We start from the raw sequence: 16,233 nt of genomic DNA, 5'->3' as shown, positions 1-16,233 counted from the left end.
GATTAATATGGTCACAATGATCGACTCTGCCAATACCGCGAAAAAGCGTCGCTTTTACAAACGGCTCCAGAAAGCGCGCAGCGCCGCCGCAACCTCGGCCGGACGCTCGGCGATCGCCCAATGCCCTGCCCCTTCGACCACCATCAGCGGCACGCCGGTGCCCGTGGAGAATCGCTCGGCCACCGACAGGTCGACATAGGGGTCGCCCTCGCCCCAGATCAGCGCGCCGTTCGCGGGCAACTTGCCGATGTCGCGCGCCCAGTCGTGCTCGAAACTGAGCCCCTTTGCCGACCGATAGAGCTTCAGGATCGCACGCCTTTTGTCCTTGTTCGCCCATTGGGCGGCTTCTTCCGCGGCAATGTCCGCCGGCATACCTTGCGCGGCGAGCCCTTGGGCGAGCTTCGCGGGCGCGCTCAAGGCCATGAAGATTTCGCCAAGAACCGGCGTGTTCCAGATTCGCGCGATCCGATGCCCGCGATAATCGGGGTCGATCACCGCGTTCGAAACCGCCCAGCTTCGGATAAGGTCGGGCCGCAGCATCGCCACGCGCTGCGCGATCAGCGCCCCCCAGTCGTGGCCGACGATGTCGATCGTGCCGTGCTGCGCGCACAAGGCCTCCGCCTCGCCCACCGCCCAGTCGGCATAGGCCTCCTTGGTCGCGGCAAAGCCCGCGGGAAGCGGCCCGGTGAAGCCGGGCAGCGCGGGGACGGCGACGGGCGTCTCGCCGAGATCGAGCCGGCCGAGCAGCGGGCGCCAGATCGCCGGGCTGTCGGGCACACCGTGCAGGAAGAGCTTTGCGGTGGTCATCGTTAATCCCCTCTGGCGGCCCCCGCCTTCGCGGGGGCGACGGTCACGCTTCCTACCTCTCCCCGCGCTCGCGGCGCAGCTGATACCATTTCTGGACGTTCGCATTATGCTCCGACAGGGTGCGCGCAAAGACGTGGCCCCCATCACCCCGGGCGACGAAATAGAGATAGTCGTTCGCCTCGGGATCGAGCACCGCGGCGATCGACGCCTTGCCGGGATTGGCGATCGGTCCCTTGGGCAGGCCGATCATGCTGTAGGTGTTGTAATCGTTCACCGCGAGGATTTCGGAGCGCAGGATGCGGCGGCCGAGCGGCTTGCCCCGGGTGATCGGATAGATGATCGTCGGGTCGGCCTGCAGCTTCATGCCGATCGCCAGGCGGTTGGTATAGACGCCCGCGACGGTGCGGCGCTCGGCGGGGACCGAGGTTTCCTTTTCGACGATCGAGGCAAGCGTCATCGCTTCGTTGCGGTCCTTTGCCGCGGTGCGCGGGCTGCGCTTGGCCCAGAGCTCTGCGAACGTCCTGTCCATCGCCGCCTGCATCCGCGCGACGACCGCGGCGCGCGTTTCGCCGGTGGTGAAGGCATAAGAGTCGGGCAGGATGCTGCCCTCGGCGGGCACCGCGATGTCGCCCTTCAGACGCGGCTCGGCCATCAACCGGTCGCGAACCATGATCGAGGGCATCCCCTCGGGAATCATGACGAGGCGCTGGATCGTCTTGCCCGACTGGAGAAGGCGCAGGATGTCGCCCGCATCCATGCCTTTTTCGATCTTATACTCGCCGGGCTTGATCGGATCGCCGCCGCCGAAAAGGCGCGCGTGGTTGCGAAAGCTCGAGGCCGAAACCGCGCCGGCTTTTTCGAGAATCTCTCCCGCCCTGGCAATGCTCGCACCGGGCGGGATGACGACCTCGGCATCGCGCGGGGCGCCGCCCGAACAGGCGGCGAGGAGGAGAGCGAGAAAGGACACCAGCAACAGGCGTGTTATGGTCATTCGCCCTAGATCCAACCTCGTTCGTGCTGAGCTTGTCGAAGCACCGTCCTTCTCTTTGGCTCGGCCCGAAGAAAAAACAGCCCTTCGACAAGCTCAGGGCAAACGGATCAAGGTGGCTTAATCGACCGCCTTGACGATCAGGCTGGCGTTGGTGCCGCCGAAACCGAAGCTGTTGTTGAGCGCGGCGCGCACCTTGCGCTTCTTCGCGACTTTCGGGACGAGGTCGGCGCCTTCGGTGCCTTCGTCGGGATTGTCGAGATTGAGCGTCGGCGGAACGATCTGGTCGCGGATCGCGAGGATGCAGAAGATCGTCTCGACCGCGCCCGCGCCGCCGAGCAGATGCCCGATCGCCGACTTGGTCGAGCTCATCGAGACATTGCCCATCGCGTCGCCGAACAGGCGCTTCACCGCGCCGAGTTCGATCGTATCGGCCATCGTCGAGGTGCCGTGGGCGTTGATATAATCGATGTCGGCGGGGGTCATCCCCGCCTTCTTCAGCGCCGCTGCCATCGAACGGTAGGCGCCGTCCATTTCGGGATCGGGCGCGGTGACGTGATAGGCATCGCCCGACAGGCCGTAACCGACGACTTCGGCGTAAATCTTGGCGCCGCGCGCCTTGGCATGTTCATATTCCTCGAGCACCACGACGCCCGCGCCCTCGCCCATCACGAAGCCGTCGCGGTCCTTGTCATAGGGGCGGCTCGCCTGCTCGGGGCGGTCGTTGTAGCTCATATTGAGCGCGCGCGCCTGCGCGAAGCCAGCGATGCCGATCGGACAGATCGTCGCCTCGGCGCCGCCCGCGAGCATGATGTCGGCATCGTCGTCGCGGATCATCCGCGCCGCGTCGCCGATCGAATGCGCGCCGGTCGAGCAGGCAGTGACGACGGCGTGGTTCGGGCCCTTCAGCCCGTATTTGATGCTGACCTGCCCCGAAATCAGGTTGATCAGGCGGCCATGGACGAAGTGCGGCGAAACGCGGCCCGGCCCCTTTTCGGCGAGCAGCAGGCTTTCGCTCTCGATTCCCGGCAGGCCGCCGATGCCCGAACCGATCGAGCAGCCGGCGCGAACCTTCTGCTCTTCGGTCAGCTCGGTCAGGCCCGCATCCTCGAGCGCCTGGCCCGCGGCGTCGATGCCGAAGATAATGAACGGATCGACCTGGCGCTGGACCTTGTGGTCGACGCGCTTGCCGGGGTCGAAACCATATTCATGGTCGGGACCCTTCACCTCGCACGCGATCGTGCATTTCTGGTCGGAGGCGTCGAAATGGGTGATCGTCCCCGCGCCCGATTTGCCGGCGATCAGATTTTTCCAGGTGGTTTCCACATCGGCGCCCAGCGGCGTCACCAAACCCAATCCCGTCACCACAACCCGGCGCATAGTCATTCCTTTCGTCGGCCCCTGCCCCCTGCGGGAGGCCGCAATCATCTTATCCGGCGCGCAGCCAAGAAAAAAGCTCCCCGGTCACAGCGCACACGCCCTGGACCGGGAAGCCGGAAACATGCGGGCGGTCTGGACGCCCATATCCGGCTATGCCGGACAGGCTCGCCTTAGCCCTTGTTCGCTTCGATATAGTCGATCGCGTCCTTGACGGTGGCGATCTTTTCCGCCGCGTCGTCGGGGATTTCGACACCGAATTCTTCCTCGAACGCCATCACCAGTTCAACGATGTCGAGGCTGTCGGCGCCCAGGTCGTCGATGAAGCTCGCCTCTTCGGTAACCTTGTCGGCTTCGACGCCCAGATGTTCGACGACGATCTTCTTAACCTTTTCGGCCGAATCGCTCATGCACAGTTCCTTTTTTCTGACTATGTCGTGAATGTTGGAATTTGCCCTAGAGCCCAGCGGCTGGGCTGGCAAGAGGGCTGGCATCGGTCGGCCGCGCAAGGCCTCGGCTCGATCGGCGTTCGCAGCGCGCCCGCCCGGATCCGTTCCCCCTTCCCGCCTGTCGATACCCACAGCAAAGATAGGACGGCAGCCCGCCGCCTTCAAGTCCGCGCGAACCGGCGGCCGCGTCGCTACGTCAGGGTGCCGGTGGCACGATACCCGATTCGCGCACCGCTGCCGACGCCCGCTCGATCACGGCGGGCGTGATCATGAACTGCCCCAGCACCGCTTCGGGCGCCGCATTCGCGGGCTGTTTCGTAAAGGCGAGCAGGCGCTGCCAACCCGCGCGCGCTTCGGGCAGGTGCCCCTGACGCGCCAGCACGATCGACCGGATGAGTAGGAACTGCGGCTCCAGCTTGCTGGGCGACGGGACGCGGTCGAGAATCGCCATCGCCCCCTCCTGATCGCCCGCCTGCGACCGGACGAACGCCAGCGTCACCGCCGGCACGCCCGGATAGGAGGAATCGAGGTCGAGCGACCGTTGCAACAACCGCTCCCCCTCCGCGTCGCCGCACGCCAGCTTGAACAGCCCCATGAACCCCGCCAGATCGGCGTCATAGGGGTTGAGCCGCAACGCGCCATTGCCCATTGCGAGTCCGCCCGCACAATTGCGGCCATAGAAATTCGAGCGCGCCATCGCGAACAGGCCCGCCGCCGTGCCGGCGCCATTTTCATAGGCGCGCAGCCCCAGCGACCGGGCCTCGGCGAACGCTTTCGCTCCCTCGGGCGTGTTGCGCCGCGCCTGCCAGTCGCCGAACCGAAGCAGCGACAGCGCGTTCAGCGCCACCGGGTCGTTCGGCTTGCGATCGAGCGTCGCGCGAAGGCAGGCGTCGATCTGCCGCACCCCCTGCGGATTGCGCATCTGCCGAATCCGGTTGAATTGCGCGAGGCAGGGATAGCCGGGAGCAAAATCGTCGGGGTACTGCTGAACCTGATCGCGCACGATGACGCCATAATCGCCCGCGATCTGGGCGATCGCGGGGTCGATCGGCGCGAATTCGGGCATTTCTTCCTTGGTCAAATGGAATTGCTGCGACCAGATGGTGCGCTGATCGGCGACACGATTGAGCACCAGCGTGACGTCGGCCGGGCCGTCGATCATGCGGACGATCGACGCGTCCAGCCGGTAATCGGGGCGCGCGGACGCCGCCGCGCCGGCGGATCCGGCACTTCGCAGATCGACCAGATCGAAGCGACGCAGCCCGTCGCGAAGCCGGCCTTCGAGCGCGCGCGACAGCGCCCGCGATACCGGCGTGTCGCCCGATTGGGGAATCGAAATCTCGAGCAGCGGCACCGGCCGCACGGCGGAGTGCGACAAGCGTCCCCAATTGGTGGAAGCCCACCACCCCGCCGCCAGCGCGAGCAGGACGAGCGGAACGATCCAGAGCCAACGAAATCCCGGCGAACGGCGCGCCGACGCGGCGCGGTCCGCGGGGTGCGATGGCGGCATCGCCGCGCCGGACTCGCCGACCGCCGACACCTCATCCTCCCCGGCCGCCGGCCGCGCCGGGGGCGAGGCGCGCCGCTGAACGACGATCTCATAGCTTCCCTGCGGCACGCGCAAGCGATGCACCCACGCCGTTTCGGCATAATAGCGATCGAGCAGCGTCCGCAGCCGCCCCACCATGACGCGCGGGTAGCTGTCGACGGCGGGATCGAAATCGGCGTTGCGGCCCAGCGCCTCGGTCGCGATGGCATAGGCCTTGGGCGCGCTGCGCCCACCATTCAGACGATGCTCGACCAGGAACTGGAGCAACCGCGACAGGACCGGCGACCGCGTGAACAGCGGCGATGCGCGAAGCCGCTCATGTTCGGCCGCGATAATCCGGTCGTCGTCATCGCGCCCTGGAGGATGGTTCGTTGTCGTGCGGTCCATGCAACCCTCAAATGCCCTCTGCGTGGCGCGCGGTAGATACGCCATTCGACGGGGACAGCCACCGATTTCCCGATGATGTAACGGTAACAGGCAGCCCTGGCCTTATAACAAAATCACAGCGTTGCTCCAAATGGCCCGGAAATTGGGGATCAATGGTAAAGAAAAGCCTACCATTCGGCTACACGCCGCGACGTGACCCATTGTAACTGTCCTCCTGCCCCCGTGCATGAGATCGTTCAAGGGTCGCGGCACGCCCTTGGCGGTCGTGGTTCGGATCGGACCTGGTGTCCGACCCGAACAAATGGGGTCGCAAGACCGAAGGGTGCGAGCTGGTCCCTGGCACCTTTCGACATGTGTTGAGGCTCCATTGAACAGAGACTTCGCCGGGAGGGGGGCAGCCCCACCTGCCGTCCTCCCGGCAAGTCCATCCCCCATCTCTCCCGATAAGCCTGTCCTTATCCCAAAGAAAAAGGGCGCCGATTCGCATCGGCGCCCTTCGGCTTTTCCGTCGGCGACGAGAGCGCTCAGCTCTTGGTCGTCGCCGCGCCGTCCTTGCACGGGCCGGTGTGGGTGCTCGTCATCTGGAGTACCATTTCCATATCGCCCTGCCCGTTCGGCACCTTGCCCTTGGTCGTGATCGTCACGTCGGTCTTCTTCGCTTCCATCGTGCCGTTCATCGCCATATCGACCGTCTGGCCGTTGGCGGTGCAGGTGCCCGCGACGTCGATCTTGCCGCCGCTGACCTCCTTCTTCGACCATTTGCACTCGCCGCCGTTGCCGGGACCCTTGGCGAGTTCGGACGCGATATCCTCCTTGTCGACCTGCTCCTGCGTGAAGCACTGGTCCATGCCGCTGGCGCCTTCCATCATCTTCGCCATGCCGTCCTTCATTTCGGCCGGCATGCCGGGGACTTCGAATTTCACCAGCTTGACGTCGGTCTTCCAGTTTCCGGCCTCGCGCTTGACGGTGCCGCCGGCATTATTCTCGCTCTTGCCGCAGCCCGAGACGGCCAGCGCGACCCCAAGGGTCGCGATCGTCAGAATTTTCTTCATGGATTTCATCCTCCTGTTGAGCAGATCGGAAACTCGGTCGCGACCATTTGGTTGCCCAGCATATTATTTGTGGTTGAGCCCCATCGATACCATATTAGCGGCAATGGCAATCCAGATTCGCACATCGCTCGACGAAATCGACACCAGCGCGGCCTATGTCCCGCACCGCCCCGCGCGCCCCGACAAGGTCGAAGGCGGCAAGCGATTCGAACTGGTTAGCGACTATCAGCCCGCCGGGGACCAGCCGGCGGCGATTCGCGAACTCGTCGACACCGCGCTCGCCGGCGAGCGCGATCAGGTGCTGCTCGGCGTCACCGGATCGGGCAAGACCTTCACCATGGCGAAGGTCATCGACGAGCTGCAGCGCCCGGCGCTGATCCTCGCCCCGAACAAGATCCTCGCGGCGCAGCTCTATGGCGAGTTCAAGAGCTTTTTCCCCAACAATGCGGTCGAATATTTCGTCAGCTATTACGACTATTACCAGCCCGAGGCCTATGTGCCGCGGTCGGACACCTACATCGAGAAGGAAAGCTCGGTGAACGAGGCGATCGACCGGATGCGCCATTCGGCGACACGCGCGCTGCTCGAACGCGACGACGTGATCATCGTCGCGTCGGTGTCGTGCCTCTATGGCATCGGCTCGGTCGAAACCTATTCGGCGATGATCTTCGACCTGAAAAAAGGCCAGGTCGCCGACAATCGCGAGATCATCCGCAAGCTCGTCGCGCTCCAGTACAAGCGCAACGACCAGGCCTTCGCACGCGGCAATTTCCGCGTGCGCGGGGACAGCCTGGAGATTTTCCCGTCGCACTATGAAGATATGGCGTGGCGCGTCAGCTTCTTCGGCGACGAGATCGAGGAGATCACCGAGTTCGACCCGCTGACGGGCAAAAAGATCGCGAACCTGAATTATGTCCGCGTCTTCGCCAACTCGCACTATGTGACCCCTGGCCCAACGCTCAAGCAGGCGAGCGAGGCGATCCGCCACGAACTCGCCGAGCGGCTGAAGGAACTCGAGGCGGAGGGCCGGCTGCTCGAGGCGCAGCGGCTCGAACAGCGCACCAATTTCGACCTCGAGATGATCGCCGCGACCGGAAGCTGCGCGGGGATCGAGAATTACAGCCGCTTCCTGACCGGCCGCCTGCCCGGCGAGCCACCGCCGACCCTGTTCGAATATCTGCCCGACAACGCCTTGCTCTTCGTTGACGAAAGCCACCAGACGATCCCGCAGATCGGCGCGATGTCGAAGGGCGACCATCGCCGCAAGATCACCCTCGCCGAATATGGCTTCCGCCTGCCGAGTTGCATCGACAACCGGCCGCTGCGCTTCGCCGAATGGGATTTGATGCGTCCGCAGACGGTCAGCGTCTCGGCGACGCCGGGGACGTGGGAGATGGAACGCACGCAGGGCGTGTTCGCCGAACAGGTGATCCGCCCGACCGGGCTCATCGACCCGCCGGTCGAAATCAAGCCGGTCGAGGAGCAGGTCGACGACCTGATCGCCGAGGCCAAGAAGACCGCGGCCGCCGGATACCGCACGTTGGTGACGACGCTGACCAAGCGCATGGCCGAGGATCTGACCGAATTTCTCCACGAGGCGGGGCTCAAGGTCCGCTACATGCACAGCGACGTCGAGACGCTGGAGCGTATCGAGATCATCCGCGACCTGCGGCTCGGGGTGTTCGACGTGCTCGTCGGCATCAACCTGCTCCGCGAAGGGCTCGACATCCCCGAATGCGGGCTCGTCGCGATTCTCGACGCCGACAAGGAAGGCTTTCTGCGCAGCGAGACCAGCCTCGTCCAGACGATCGGCCGCGCCGCGCGCAACGTCGACGGCCGCGTCATCCTCTACGCCGACCGCATCACTGGCAGCATGGAACGCGCGATGCGCGAGACCGACCGCCGCCGCGAGAAGCAGCAGGCGTATAACGACGAGCACGGCATCACCCCGACGACGATCAAACGCAACATCGGCGACATCATCGCGCATGTCGCGTCGAAGGATCAGGTGACGATCGACCTCGGCGACGACAAGCCCGACCATATGGTCGGCCACAACCTGCGCGCCTATATCGCCGACCTCGAAAAGAAGATGCGCGACGCCGCCGCGGACCTGGAATTCGAGGAAGCCGGCCGCCTGCGCGACGAAATCCGGCGGCTGGAAGCGGACGAACTCGGGTTACCGGCGGACGAGCAGGTGGCGCCGAGGGTTGGGCGCTCGAACGAGGGCAAGCCGGGAACGCGCAAGGGGCGGTTCGGGAAGCAGAGCAAGACGAAGTGGGGGCGGTAGAGAGATATTGACGATCTATTTTTTCTCCTATAGATTTTGGAGAAAGGATAGTAAAATGCACATCGACATCGACTTCGACGTTTTTAAAGCGCTGACAGCTCATCGCGCGAGCGAAGAGGACAGTTATAACGATGTCCTCCGCAGGCTGTTGGGGCTATCCGAAATTGAAGCGACATTGGTGGGCTTACAGGATCAGCTAAAACCTACAGGTTTGGACAAAGTAGCGGCCGCGCTAACGGGCAATCTGATTGGTGCCTGGATCGGCAACGTTTTTCTGCCTGAAGGAACCAAGCTTCGTGCAACATACAAGGGACGAACGTTCAGGGCAGAAATCACGAATGAAGTTTGGACCGATGAAACGGGAAATATCCGCCAAAGTCCATCGGAGGCGGCTGGAGCGATTTCGGGCACCAACGTAAATGGATGGAAGTTCTGGTATGCAAAGCGCCCTTCAGATGAAGACTGGCACCGGCTTGATGAACTTCGCAAATGATCCACTCGTTCGCCGATCCCGAGACCGAGAAAATCTGGAATGGCGAACGGAGCCGCAAGCTTCCATCCGATATCCAGAATAGGGCACTCGACAAACTCAGGCTACTTAACCGCGCCCGGACGCTCGATGACCTTCGCAATCCTCCGTCGAATCGCCTTCACGCGCTGGAACGCGACCGGAGCGAACAACATTCGATTTCCATTAATATGAAATGGCGTATATGTTTTGTCTGGAAAGACGAACATGCCGAACAGGTCGAGATCACGGACTACCACTAATCCCGACTGGCTGCACAACAGCCACGCGGGTGAGTTGCTGCTGTCCGAATTCATGGAACCGCTCGGCATGGACGCGACAGCGCTCGCCAAGGCGCTCGGAGTATCGGCGCGACAAATACGGGCCGTAATCGATGGCAATGCCGATATGGATGCAGACCTTGACCTGCGTCTCGCACGCTATTTCCGCATGTCGGAAGGCTTTTTCCTTGGCTTGCAACTTGATTATCAATTGCTTGAAGCCAAGCGCGCGCTGAACGGCGAGCTCGATCGCATCATCCCGCGCGCAGCCTGAAACCCCTTCGACCAAGCGCCGTTTCGCGCCGACGAGTGGCATTGCCCCTTCTTTCCCCGATGCTAGGTTTCGCACCTCAACGGGGAGAAAATTATGAAAACGGGTCTGTCGATCATCGCGCTGGCGCTCGCCGTCGCTGCGCCTTCCATGCTGCATGCGCAGGATGCGCCGGCCCATAAGGCGGCCGACAAGGCGAAGGCCGAAAAGCCCGCCGACTATGTGCCGCAGGTCCACACCACCAAGCTGTCGGGCACCTTCGGCGGGCAGCGGATCAATTACGCCGCGACGATCGGTGAGACGATCCTCAAGAATCAGGACGGCGTCGCCGAAGCCGCCATCGTCACCACCGCCTATATCAAGGAACCGCGCGACCCGAACCGGCCGGTGACCTTTCTGTTCAACGGCGGCCCCGGATCGGGCACCGTCTGGCTGATGATGGGCGCCTTCGGCCCCAAGCGCGTCGCGATCCCCGGCAACGGCACCGACGACGGCGCCCCGCCCTATCCGATCGTCGACAATCCCGACGCGCTGCTCGACGTCACCGACATCGTCTTCATCGACCCGCCGGGCACCGGCTTTTCGCACCTGATCGGCAAGGCCGACCCCAAAAATTATTACGGTATCACGCAGGATGCGAAGGCGGTCGCCGAAGTGATCCGGCGCTGGCTGAACGAGAACGGCCGCTGGAACAGCCCCAAGTTCCTCGGCGGCGAAAGCTATGGCACGACGCGCTCGGCGGCGGTCGCCAACCAGTTGATGAATGAGACCTTCAACGACGTCGGCCTCAACGGGATCATCCTGATCTCGACCGTGCTCGATTTCGCCGCGGGCTCCGATGTGCCGGGGAACGAGCTCGGCTATATCACCAACCTGCCCTCGATGGCGACGACCGCGCTCTATCACGGCAAGGCAAGCGCGCCGTCGGCCGAAGCGTTCGCCGAAGAAGCGCGGCAATGGGCGATCGGCCCCTATGCCGCCGCGCTGCTGAAAGGACAGAAATTGCAGGGCGAAGAGCGCGCCGCGATCCGCCGCGAACTGGCGCGCTTCACCGGCCTGTCGGAGGATTTCCTCGAGCGCGCCGACCTGCGCGTGACGCCCGGCCGCTTCTACAAGGAGCTGCTGCGCGACCGCGGCCTGACCATCGGGCGGCTCGACAGCCGCTATACCGGCAAGGATTACGACAATGCGGGCGAAGAGCCCGACAATGATCCCAGCTTCTATGGCATCGACGCGGGCTATACCGCCGCGATCAACAGCTGGGCGCGCGATACGCTGGGGTTCAAGACCGACCGCGAATATCAGTCGATCGGCAATGTCGGTCCGTGGGACTGGCGGATCGGCGGACGCGACAGCAACGCCTATCTGAACGTCGCGCCCTATATCGGGCAGGCGCTGCGCGAAAATTCGGGCCTGCGCGTCTTCGTCGGCCAGGGCTATTATGATTTCGCGACGCCCTTTTTCGCCGCCGAATATGCCCTGTCGCGCACCGGCATCCCGCAGGACCGGATCGAATATAAATATTATGACGCGGGCCACATGATGTATATCCGCGACGAAGATCGGCACAAATTGGCCGGGGACATCCGGGCTTTCATTCGGGCTCGGTAGGCCGAGCTTGGGTGCCGAACGACGATGGTCGCCGTAAGCGACCATTTGTTCGATTAGCCAGCTTTCCCTTTTGCGTCATCCCGGACTTGATCCGGGATCCATTTCTCGGCGTTGCTTTAATATATCCCGGATCAAGTCCGGGATGACGAATGGAATGTAGCGCTATATTTCAAATCCCTAACGCAGCACCCCGGCCGCCGCCTGCCGCCGCGCATAGACGAACAGCGCGATCAGCACGATCCAGATGATCGCGGTAAAGATCATCGGAAACGCGCCGAACAGGCGCTGCAAGTCGGCATGGTGCAGGCCGAATTGATAGAGACAGCTCACCGCCAGCCCGGCGAGCGAAACGGCGAAGGCGGTCACCGCATGGCGGCTGCGGAGCAGCAGCAGCAGCGAACCGATAACCGCCGCCCAGACCCCGAATGCCCAGCCGATATTCGCCCAGACCGGAAAACCATAGAAATAGGCCTGCTGGTCGGCGGTGAATGATGCCATATAGTCGGCATTCTGCAGCTTGGTCATCATATAGTCGAACGCGCCGATCGCGTTCCAGAGCAGCGATACGACACCGACGGCCCAGATATGCCACGGCGTTTTGACAGCTTCCGTCATCTTCACCTCCCCCTCCAGAAAGACCGGCGGAATCTATCATGCTTTGCTTGGCAAAGCACCGGCAAAGCGCGATAGGCTGCGCATGTGCGTCGTCGCTCTTGCCCACCGCATCCATCCCGACTGGCCGCTGATCCTGATCGGGAACCGCGACGAGTTTCACGAGCGCCCCGCCGCGCCGCTCGCCGAATGGGACGACGGCAGCGGCATCGTCGCGGGGCGCGATCTTCAGGCGGGCGGGACGTGGCTCGGCGTCCATCGGCCGAGCGGGCGCGTCGTGGTGGTCACCAACGTGCGCGGCGCGATGCCCGATCCGGCGAAGGACTCGCGCGGGGCACTCGTCGTCGACCTGCTACGCGGCGAAGGGCACTTCGCCGATCCCGCCGCCGCCGATCTTGATCGGTTCAATGCGTTCAATCTGTTCGCGGTCGATGGCGCAGCGCGGCGACTGACCAACCGGCCGCAGCCGTCGATCCCGTCACTGGAAACCGGCGTCCATGCGCTCGCCAACGAGCCGGTCGACCGCCCCTGCCCCCGCGCCGAACGGCTGCGCGCGGCACTGGCCGCAGTGGTCGAAGCTGGCGCCGATCCCGAAGGCCTGCTCGACACGCTGACCGCCGAGGGCGATTCGGCGCTGTTCCTGCTCGGCGAGGTCTATGGCACGCGCGCCTCGACCCTCGTCGCCATTTCGGCGGCGGGCGAGGTTCATATGGTCGAGCGCCGCTATGCCGGGGGCGGGCGGCCCGCGGGGACGACGGTGCTGGATTTCAGGGTCGGCAATTGATCCTCCCCGTCGCGCAGCGTTGGGGAGGTGGCAGCGCGAAGCGCTGACGGAGGGGTTTTGACGCCTGCCCCTCCACCATCCTTTGGATGGTCCCCCTCCCCATCGCTACGCGACATGGAGGATTGAATGCTCACTTCGGCGCGAGCACCATCAGCATCTGGCGGCCTTCGGTGCGCGGGTGCGCCTCGACCTTCGCGATCTCGGCGGTCATTTCGGCGACGCGCTGAAGCACGTTGAGGCCAAGCTGGGTGTGGCTCATCTCGCGGCCGCGGAAGCGCATGGTCATCTTGACCTTGTCGCCTTCGCCCAGAAAATCGAAGACCTTCTTCATCTTCACGTCGAAATCATGATCGTCGATGTTCGGACGCATCTTGATCTCTTTGATTTCCTGCGTCTTCTGGCTCTTGCGGGCCAGGTTCGCCTTTTTCTGGGCCTCGTATTTGAACTTGCCCACATCCAGGAATTTGCACACCGGCGGATCGGCGTTCGGCGACACCTCGACCAGATCGAGCCCGACCTCCGCCGCCTGCTCGATCGCTTCGGCCGTCAGCATCACGCCCAGATTCTCGCCTTCCTCATCGATCACGCGGACCTTGGGCGAAGCGATGAATTCATTGTATCGCGGGCCGTTTTTGGGCGGCGGCACCATCGAGCGGCGGGTCATCGGGGGTGGTATAGCTGTATCTCCTGATCGTTGAATGCGGGCGCGCGGAATCGGCACGGTCCGCGCGCGCTCCGCTCATATAGTGACCGCGGGCGCGCCGTAAAGGCCGCCCGTGGCATAAAGATGACGCTTTTCGTCCGACTGTGGCGGTCAAGCCACGCCGCGGCGCCTCACCACTTCACCGGCGCCGGGTCGATGACGCGGAAGCCGCCCGCCCCGACCTCGCTCACTTCGAGCGCGCGCTCCGCGATGCCGCGATTGTTGAAACGGAAGATGCCGTCGATACCGCCGAAGCCGTCCGCGGCCAGCAATCGCGACACCGGGAAATTCGTCCCCGGCTTCCAGTCGCGCGCAATGCGCACCGTGAGCAGCACCGAATCATAGCCGAGGCTGGCGAGCCGATACGGCGCCTTGCCATAGCGGGTGCGATATTTGGCGGCGAGTTGGCCATAGAGGCCGTCGGACACGCTGGCGAACCACGCCCCGCGCATCGCGGCATTGCCGCCGAGCGCGGCGTCGGTGTTCCAAAGCTCGGTGCCGAGGATCTGCTTGCTGCCGCCGCTCTTCACCACCGGAACCGCGCGAATCGCGTTGCCGCCCGAATCGGCGATCAGCACCGCGTCGATCGCGCCCGCATTGGCGAGCCGCCGCGCCGCGCCGGTGAGCGCGGTCGCGCTGCGGTCATAGCTTTCGATCGACACCAGCGTGCCGCCCGCGGCCGCCACCGCGGCGCGGAAAGCGGCGGTCGAGCGCTCGCCATAAACGGTCTTGGGGACGAGCGCGCCAAAACGCTGATGTCCCTTGCTCCGCGCATAAGCGACGACGCGCTCGACCGACTGGCCGGGGACGAAGCCCATGATGAAGACGCCATTGCCCGCGACGCTGCTGTCGTTCGAGAAGCTGAGCACCGGCACCTTCGCCGCGCGCGCGATCGGCGCGACCGCGGCGACATCCTCGCTGAGCAAGGGGCCGAGGATCAGCTTGTTGCCATCGGCGACCGCCTGCCGCGCTGCCGCCGCCGCGCCGAGCGCGGTGTCGTAGGTGGTGATGCGGACCTTTTCGGTGCGCGAATCGAGCAGCGCCATCGTCGTCGCATTGGCGATCGCGGTGCCGACGTCGGCGTTGGTGCCGCTCTCCGGCACCAGCAGCGCGACGCGGTGACGGTCGGTATCGGTCGGCAGGCCGGGGCCGACATTGTCGCCGGCGGGCGGCGGCGGCGGAGTCGCGGGGCCGCTGCTTTTCGGCACCACCTGACACGCGGCAAGGAAGCCGGCCATCGCCATGACGCCCAGCCCGCGCAGCAATTGCCGGCGCGGCGGCGCATTCTCTTGGCGCTGCGGGGCAGTTTCTGCCATTTTCGGCTCCATGCCGGATTCGACCATCTCAAAATCTCCCTTGCCCGGTCTCTATATCGTTGCGACGCCCATCGGCAACCTCGGCGACATAAGCGCGCGCGCGGCAGCGACACTCGCCTCCGCCGACGTGATCGCGGCCGAGGATACGCGCGTGACCGCGAAGCTGCTGTCGCATCTGGGTTTGCGTGTGCCGATGACCCCCTATCATGATCATAGCGACGAACGCGCCCGCGCCGCCTTGGTTGCGCGCATGGAGAGCGAAGTCGTCATTCTGGTGTCCGATGCGGGAACGCCGCTGATTTCGGACCCCGGCTACAAGCTCGTGCGCGATGCGCACGCGGCCGGGCGGCATGTCACCACCCTGCCCGGCCCCTGCGCCGCGATCGCGGCGATCACTTTGTCGGGGCTGCCGAGCGACCGCTTCCTGTTCGCGGGCTTCCTGCCGAACAAGGCGAAGGCGCGCGCCGATACGATCGCGGAATTCGCCGCGCTGCGCTCGACTTTGGTCTTCTACGAAAGCGGACCACGGCTCGCGGCGGCGCTGGGCGCGCTCGCCGAAGGGCTCGGCAACCGCGAGGCGGCGGTCGCGCGCGAAATCAGCAAGCTCTACGAGGAATGCGTGACGGGGACGCTGAGCGAGCTTGCCGCACGCTATGCCGATGCCCCGCCGAAGGGCGAGATTGTGATCGTCGTCGGCCCGCCGGGCGAAGCCGCCACCGAAACCGCCGACGACGCCACGCTCGACGCCGCATTGCGCGCCGCGATGGCCGACAGGCCGGTCGCGCAGGCGGCGAAGGCCGTCGCGAAACGCTATGGACTCGATCGGCACGAGGTTTATGCGCGGGCGCTCGCGCTCAAGGAGCAGGCTTGAACCGCGCCGCCGCCGAAGCGCGCGGACGCCGGGCTGAACGGCGCGCGGCGTGGTGGCTGCGGCTCCACGGCTGGCGGATCGTCGGTGAGCGGCTTCGCGTGAGCGCGGGCGAAGTCGACCTTGTCGCGCGGCGCGGGCGCACGCTCGCCTTCATCGAGGTGAAATGGCGCGAACGGGCCGAAGATCTCGATCTGGCGGTCGACGAATGGCGGCTGCGGCGCGTCGCCGCGGCGGCGGCGATGCTGGCTCCGCGCCTCGCGCGGCCGACCGACGACATCCGGATCGACGTGATGCTCCTTGCGCCGAAGCGATTGCCTCGCCATCTGGTCCACGTCTGGCAGCCGTGAGGCGACTCCGGCCCCCCTCCCCTTTTGGGG

General features: G+C 64.7%; 17 protein-coding genes. 8 read left to right on the top strand and 9 right to left on the bottom strand.

The features are described 5' to 3' along the window. Positions 1 to 54 precede the first annotated feature (54 nt). From VHO04_RS04195 to VHO04_RS04170, 6 genes are all read right to left on the bottom strand, one after another. A complete protein-coding gene (locus VHO04_RS04195; protein ID WP_329627146.1) occupies positions 55 to 807 on the bottom strand; it encodes an alpha/beta hydrolase in 753 nt (250 codons plus the stop codon). Between the two features lie 52 nt (positions 808 to 859). Then, a complete protein-coding gene (gene mltG, locus VHO04_RS04190) occupies positions 860 to 1,798 on the bottom strand; it encodes an endolytic transglycosylase MltG (RefSeq protein ID WP_329627145.1) in 939 nt (312 codons plus the stop codon). Positions 1,799 to 1,915: 117 nt separating this feature from the next. Continuing rightward, positions 1,916 to 3,175 carry a beta-ketoacyl-ACP synthase II gene (gene fabF, locus VHO04_RS04185; RefSeq protein WP_329627144.1) on the bottom strand — a complete coding sequence of 420 codons (1,260 nt, stop codon included), beginning with the start codon at positions 3,173 to 3,175 and terminating at the stop codon, positions 1,916 to 1,918. Positions 3,176 to 3,345: 170 nt separating this feature from the next. Beyond that, positions 3,346 to 3,582: an acyl carrier protein gene (locus tag VHO04_RS04180; protein ID WP_003039428.1), complete on the bottom strand. Its 237-nt coding sequence runs from the start codon at positions 3,580 to 3,582 to the stop codon at positions 3,346 to 3,348. 235 nt (positions 3,583 to 3,817) lie between these two features. Then, the gene (locus VHO04_RS04175) at positions 3,818 to 5,557 is read right to left on the bottom strand and encodes a tetratricopeptide repeat protein (protein ID WP_329627143.1); all 1,740 of its coding nucleotides are present in this window, start codon (positions 5,555 to 5,557) and stop codon (positions 3,818 to 3,820) included. A gap of 524 nt (positions 5,558 to 6,081) precedes the next feature. Continuing rightward, entirely contained in the window at positions 6,082 to 6,609 is a 528-nt protein-coding gene (locus tag VHO04_RS04170) for a DUF3617 domain-containing protein (RefSeq protein WP_329627142.1), read from the bottom strand. Between the two features lie 103 nt (positions 6,610 to 6,712). On the opposite strand from VHO04_RS04170, the gene uvrB reads away from it, so the two are divergent. The 5 genes from uvrB (at position 6,713) to VHO04_RS04145 (ending at position 11,570) form a co-directional block, all read left to right on the top strand. Next, positions 6,713 to 8,899: an excinuclease ABC subunit UvrB gene (gene uvrB, locus VHO04_RS04165; RefSeq protein WP_329627141.1), complete on the top strand. Its 2,187-nt coding sequence runs from the start codon at positions 6,713 to 6,715 to the stop codon at positions 8,897 to 8,899. Positions 8,900 to 8,954: 55 nt separating this feature from the next. Beyond that, complete coding sequence (locus VHO04_RS04160) at positions 8,955 to 9,392, top strand: hypothetical protein (RefSeq protein WP_329627140.1); 438 nt, start codon at positions 8,955 to 8,957, stop codon at positions 9,390 to 9,392. Further along, a complete protein-coding gene (locus VHO04_RS04155; RefSeq protein ID WP_329627139.1) occupies positions 9,389 to 9,670 on the top strand; it encodes a type II toxin-antitoxin system RelE/ParE family toxin in 282 nt (93 codons plus the stop codon). The genes VHO04_RS04160 and VHO04_RS04155 overlap by 4 nt, the downstream gene beginning before the upstream one ends. 52 nt (positions 9,671 to 9,722) lie before the next feature. Further along, on the top strand, positions 9,723 to 9,962 hold the full coding sequence (locus VHO04_RS04150) for a HigA family addiction module antitoxin (RefSeq protein WP_329627138.1): 240 nt from the start codon (positions 9,723 to 9,725) through the stop codon (positions 9,960 to 9,962). 93 nt (positions 9,963 to 10,055) lie between these two features. Next, a complete protein-coding gene (locus VHO04_RS04145) occupies positions 10,056 to 11,570 on the top strand; it encodes a S10 family peptidase (RefSeq protein WP_329627137.1) in 1,515 nt (504 codons plus the stop codon). Between the two features lie 177 nt (positions 11,571 to 11,747). Here VHO04_RS04145 and VHO04_RS04140 read toward each other — a convergent pair whose 3' ends face one another. Continuing rightward, positions 11,748 to 12,185 (bottom strand): hypothetical protein, encoded by a 438-nt coding sequence (locus VHO04_RS04140; RefSeq protein WP_329627136.1) that lies wholly within the window; start codon positions 12,183 to 12,185, stop codon positions 11,748 to 11,750. An 82-nt stretch (positions 12,186 to 12,267) separates the two neighbouring features. On the opposite strand from VHO04_RS04140, the gene VHO04_RS04135 reads away from it, so the two are divergent. Then, positions 12,268 to 12,966 carry an NRDE family protein gene (locus tag VHO04_RS04135; protein ID WP_329627135.1) on the top strand — a complete coding sequence of 233 codons (699 nt, stop codon included), beginning with the start codon at positions 12,268 to 12,270 and terminating at the stop codon, positions 12,964 to 12,966. A gap of 130 nt (positions 12,967 to 13,096) precedes the next feature. Here the strand turns inward: VHO04_RS04135 and infC are convergent, their stop codons facing one another. Then, entirely contained in the window at positions 13,097 to 13,630 is a 534-nt protein-coding gene (gene infC / locus VHO04_RS04130) for a translation initiation factor IF-3 (RefSeq protein WP_297664907.1), read from the bottom strand. 170 nt (positions 13,631 to 13,800) lie between these two features. Continuing rightward, complete coding sequence (locus tag VHO04_RS04125; RefSeq protein ID WP_329627134.1) at positions 13,801 to 14,985, bottom strand: penicillin-binding protein activator; 1,185 nt, start codon at positions 14,983 to 14,985, stop codon at positions 13,801 to 13,803. 10 nt (positions 14,986 to 14,995) lie between these two features. Here VHO04_RS04125 and rsmI point away from each other — a divergent pair, with 10 nt between their 5' ends. Both rsmI and VHO04_RS04115 read left to right on the top strand, forming a co-directional pair. Next, a complete protein-coding gene (gene rsmI / locus VHO04_RS04120) occupies positions 14,996 to 15,856 on the top strand; it encodes a 16S rRNA (cytidine(1402)-2'-O)-methyltransferase (RefSeq protein ID WP_329627133.1) in 861 nt (286 codons plus the stop codon). Continuing rightward, positions 15,853 to 16,203: a YraN family protein gene (locus tag VHO04_RS04115; RefSeq protein ID WP_329627132.1), complete on the top strand. Its 351-nt coding sequence runs from the start codon at positions 15,853 to 15,855 to the stop codon at positions 16,201 to 16,203. Before rsmI ends, VHO04_RS04115 begins: the two co-directional genes overlap by 4 nt. The last annotated feature ends 30 nt before the right edge of the window (positions 16,204 to 16,233 follow it).

The sequence above is a fragment of the Sphingopyxis sp. genome (assembly GCF_036261875.1).
Taxonomy (GTDB): domain Bacteria; phylum Pseudomonadota; class Alphaproteobacteria; order Sphingomonadales; family Sphingomonadaceae; genus Sphingopyxis.
Note: the sequence above shows the minus strand (reverse complement) of the source record. Positions and strands in the feature narration are given on the sequence as shown.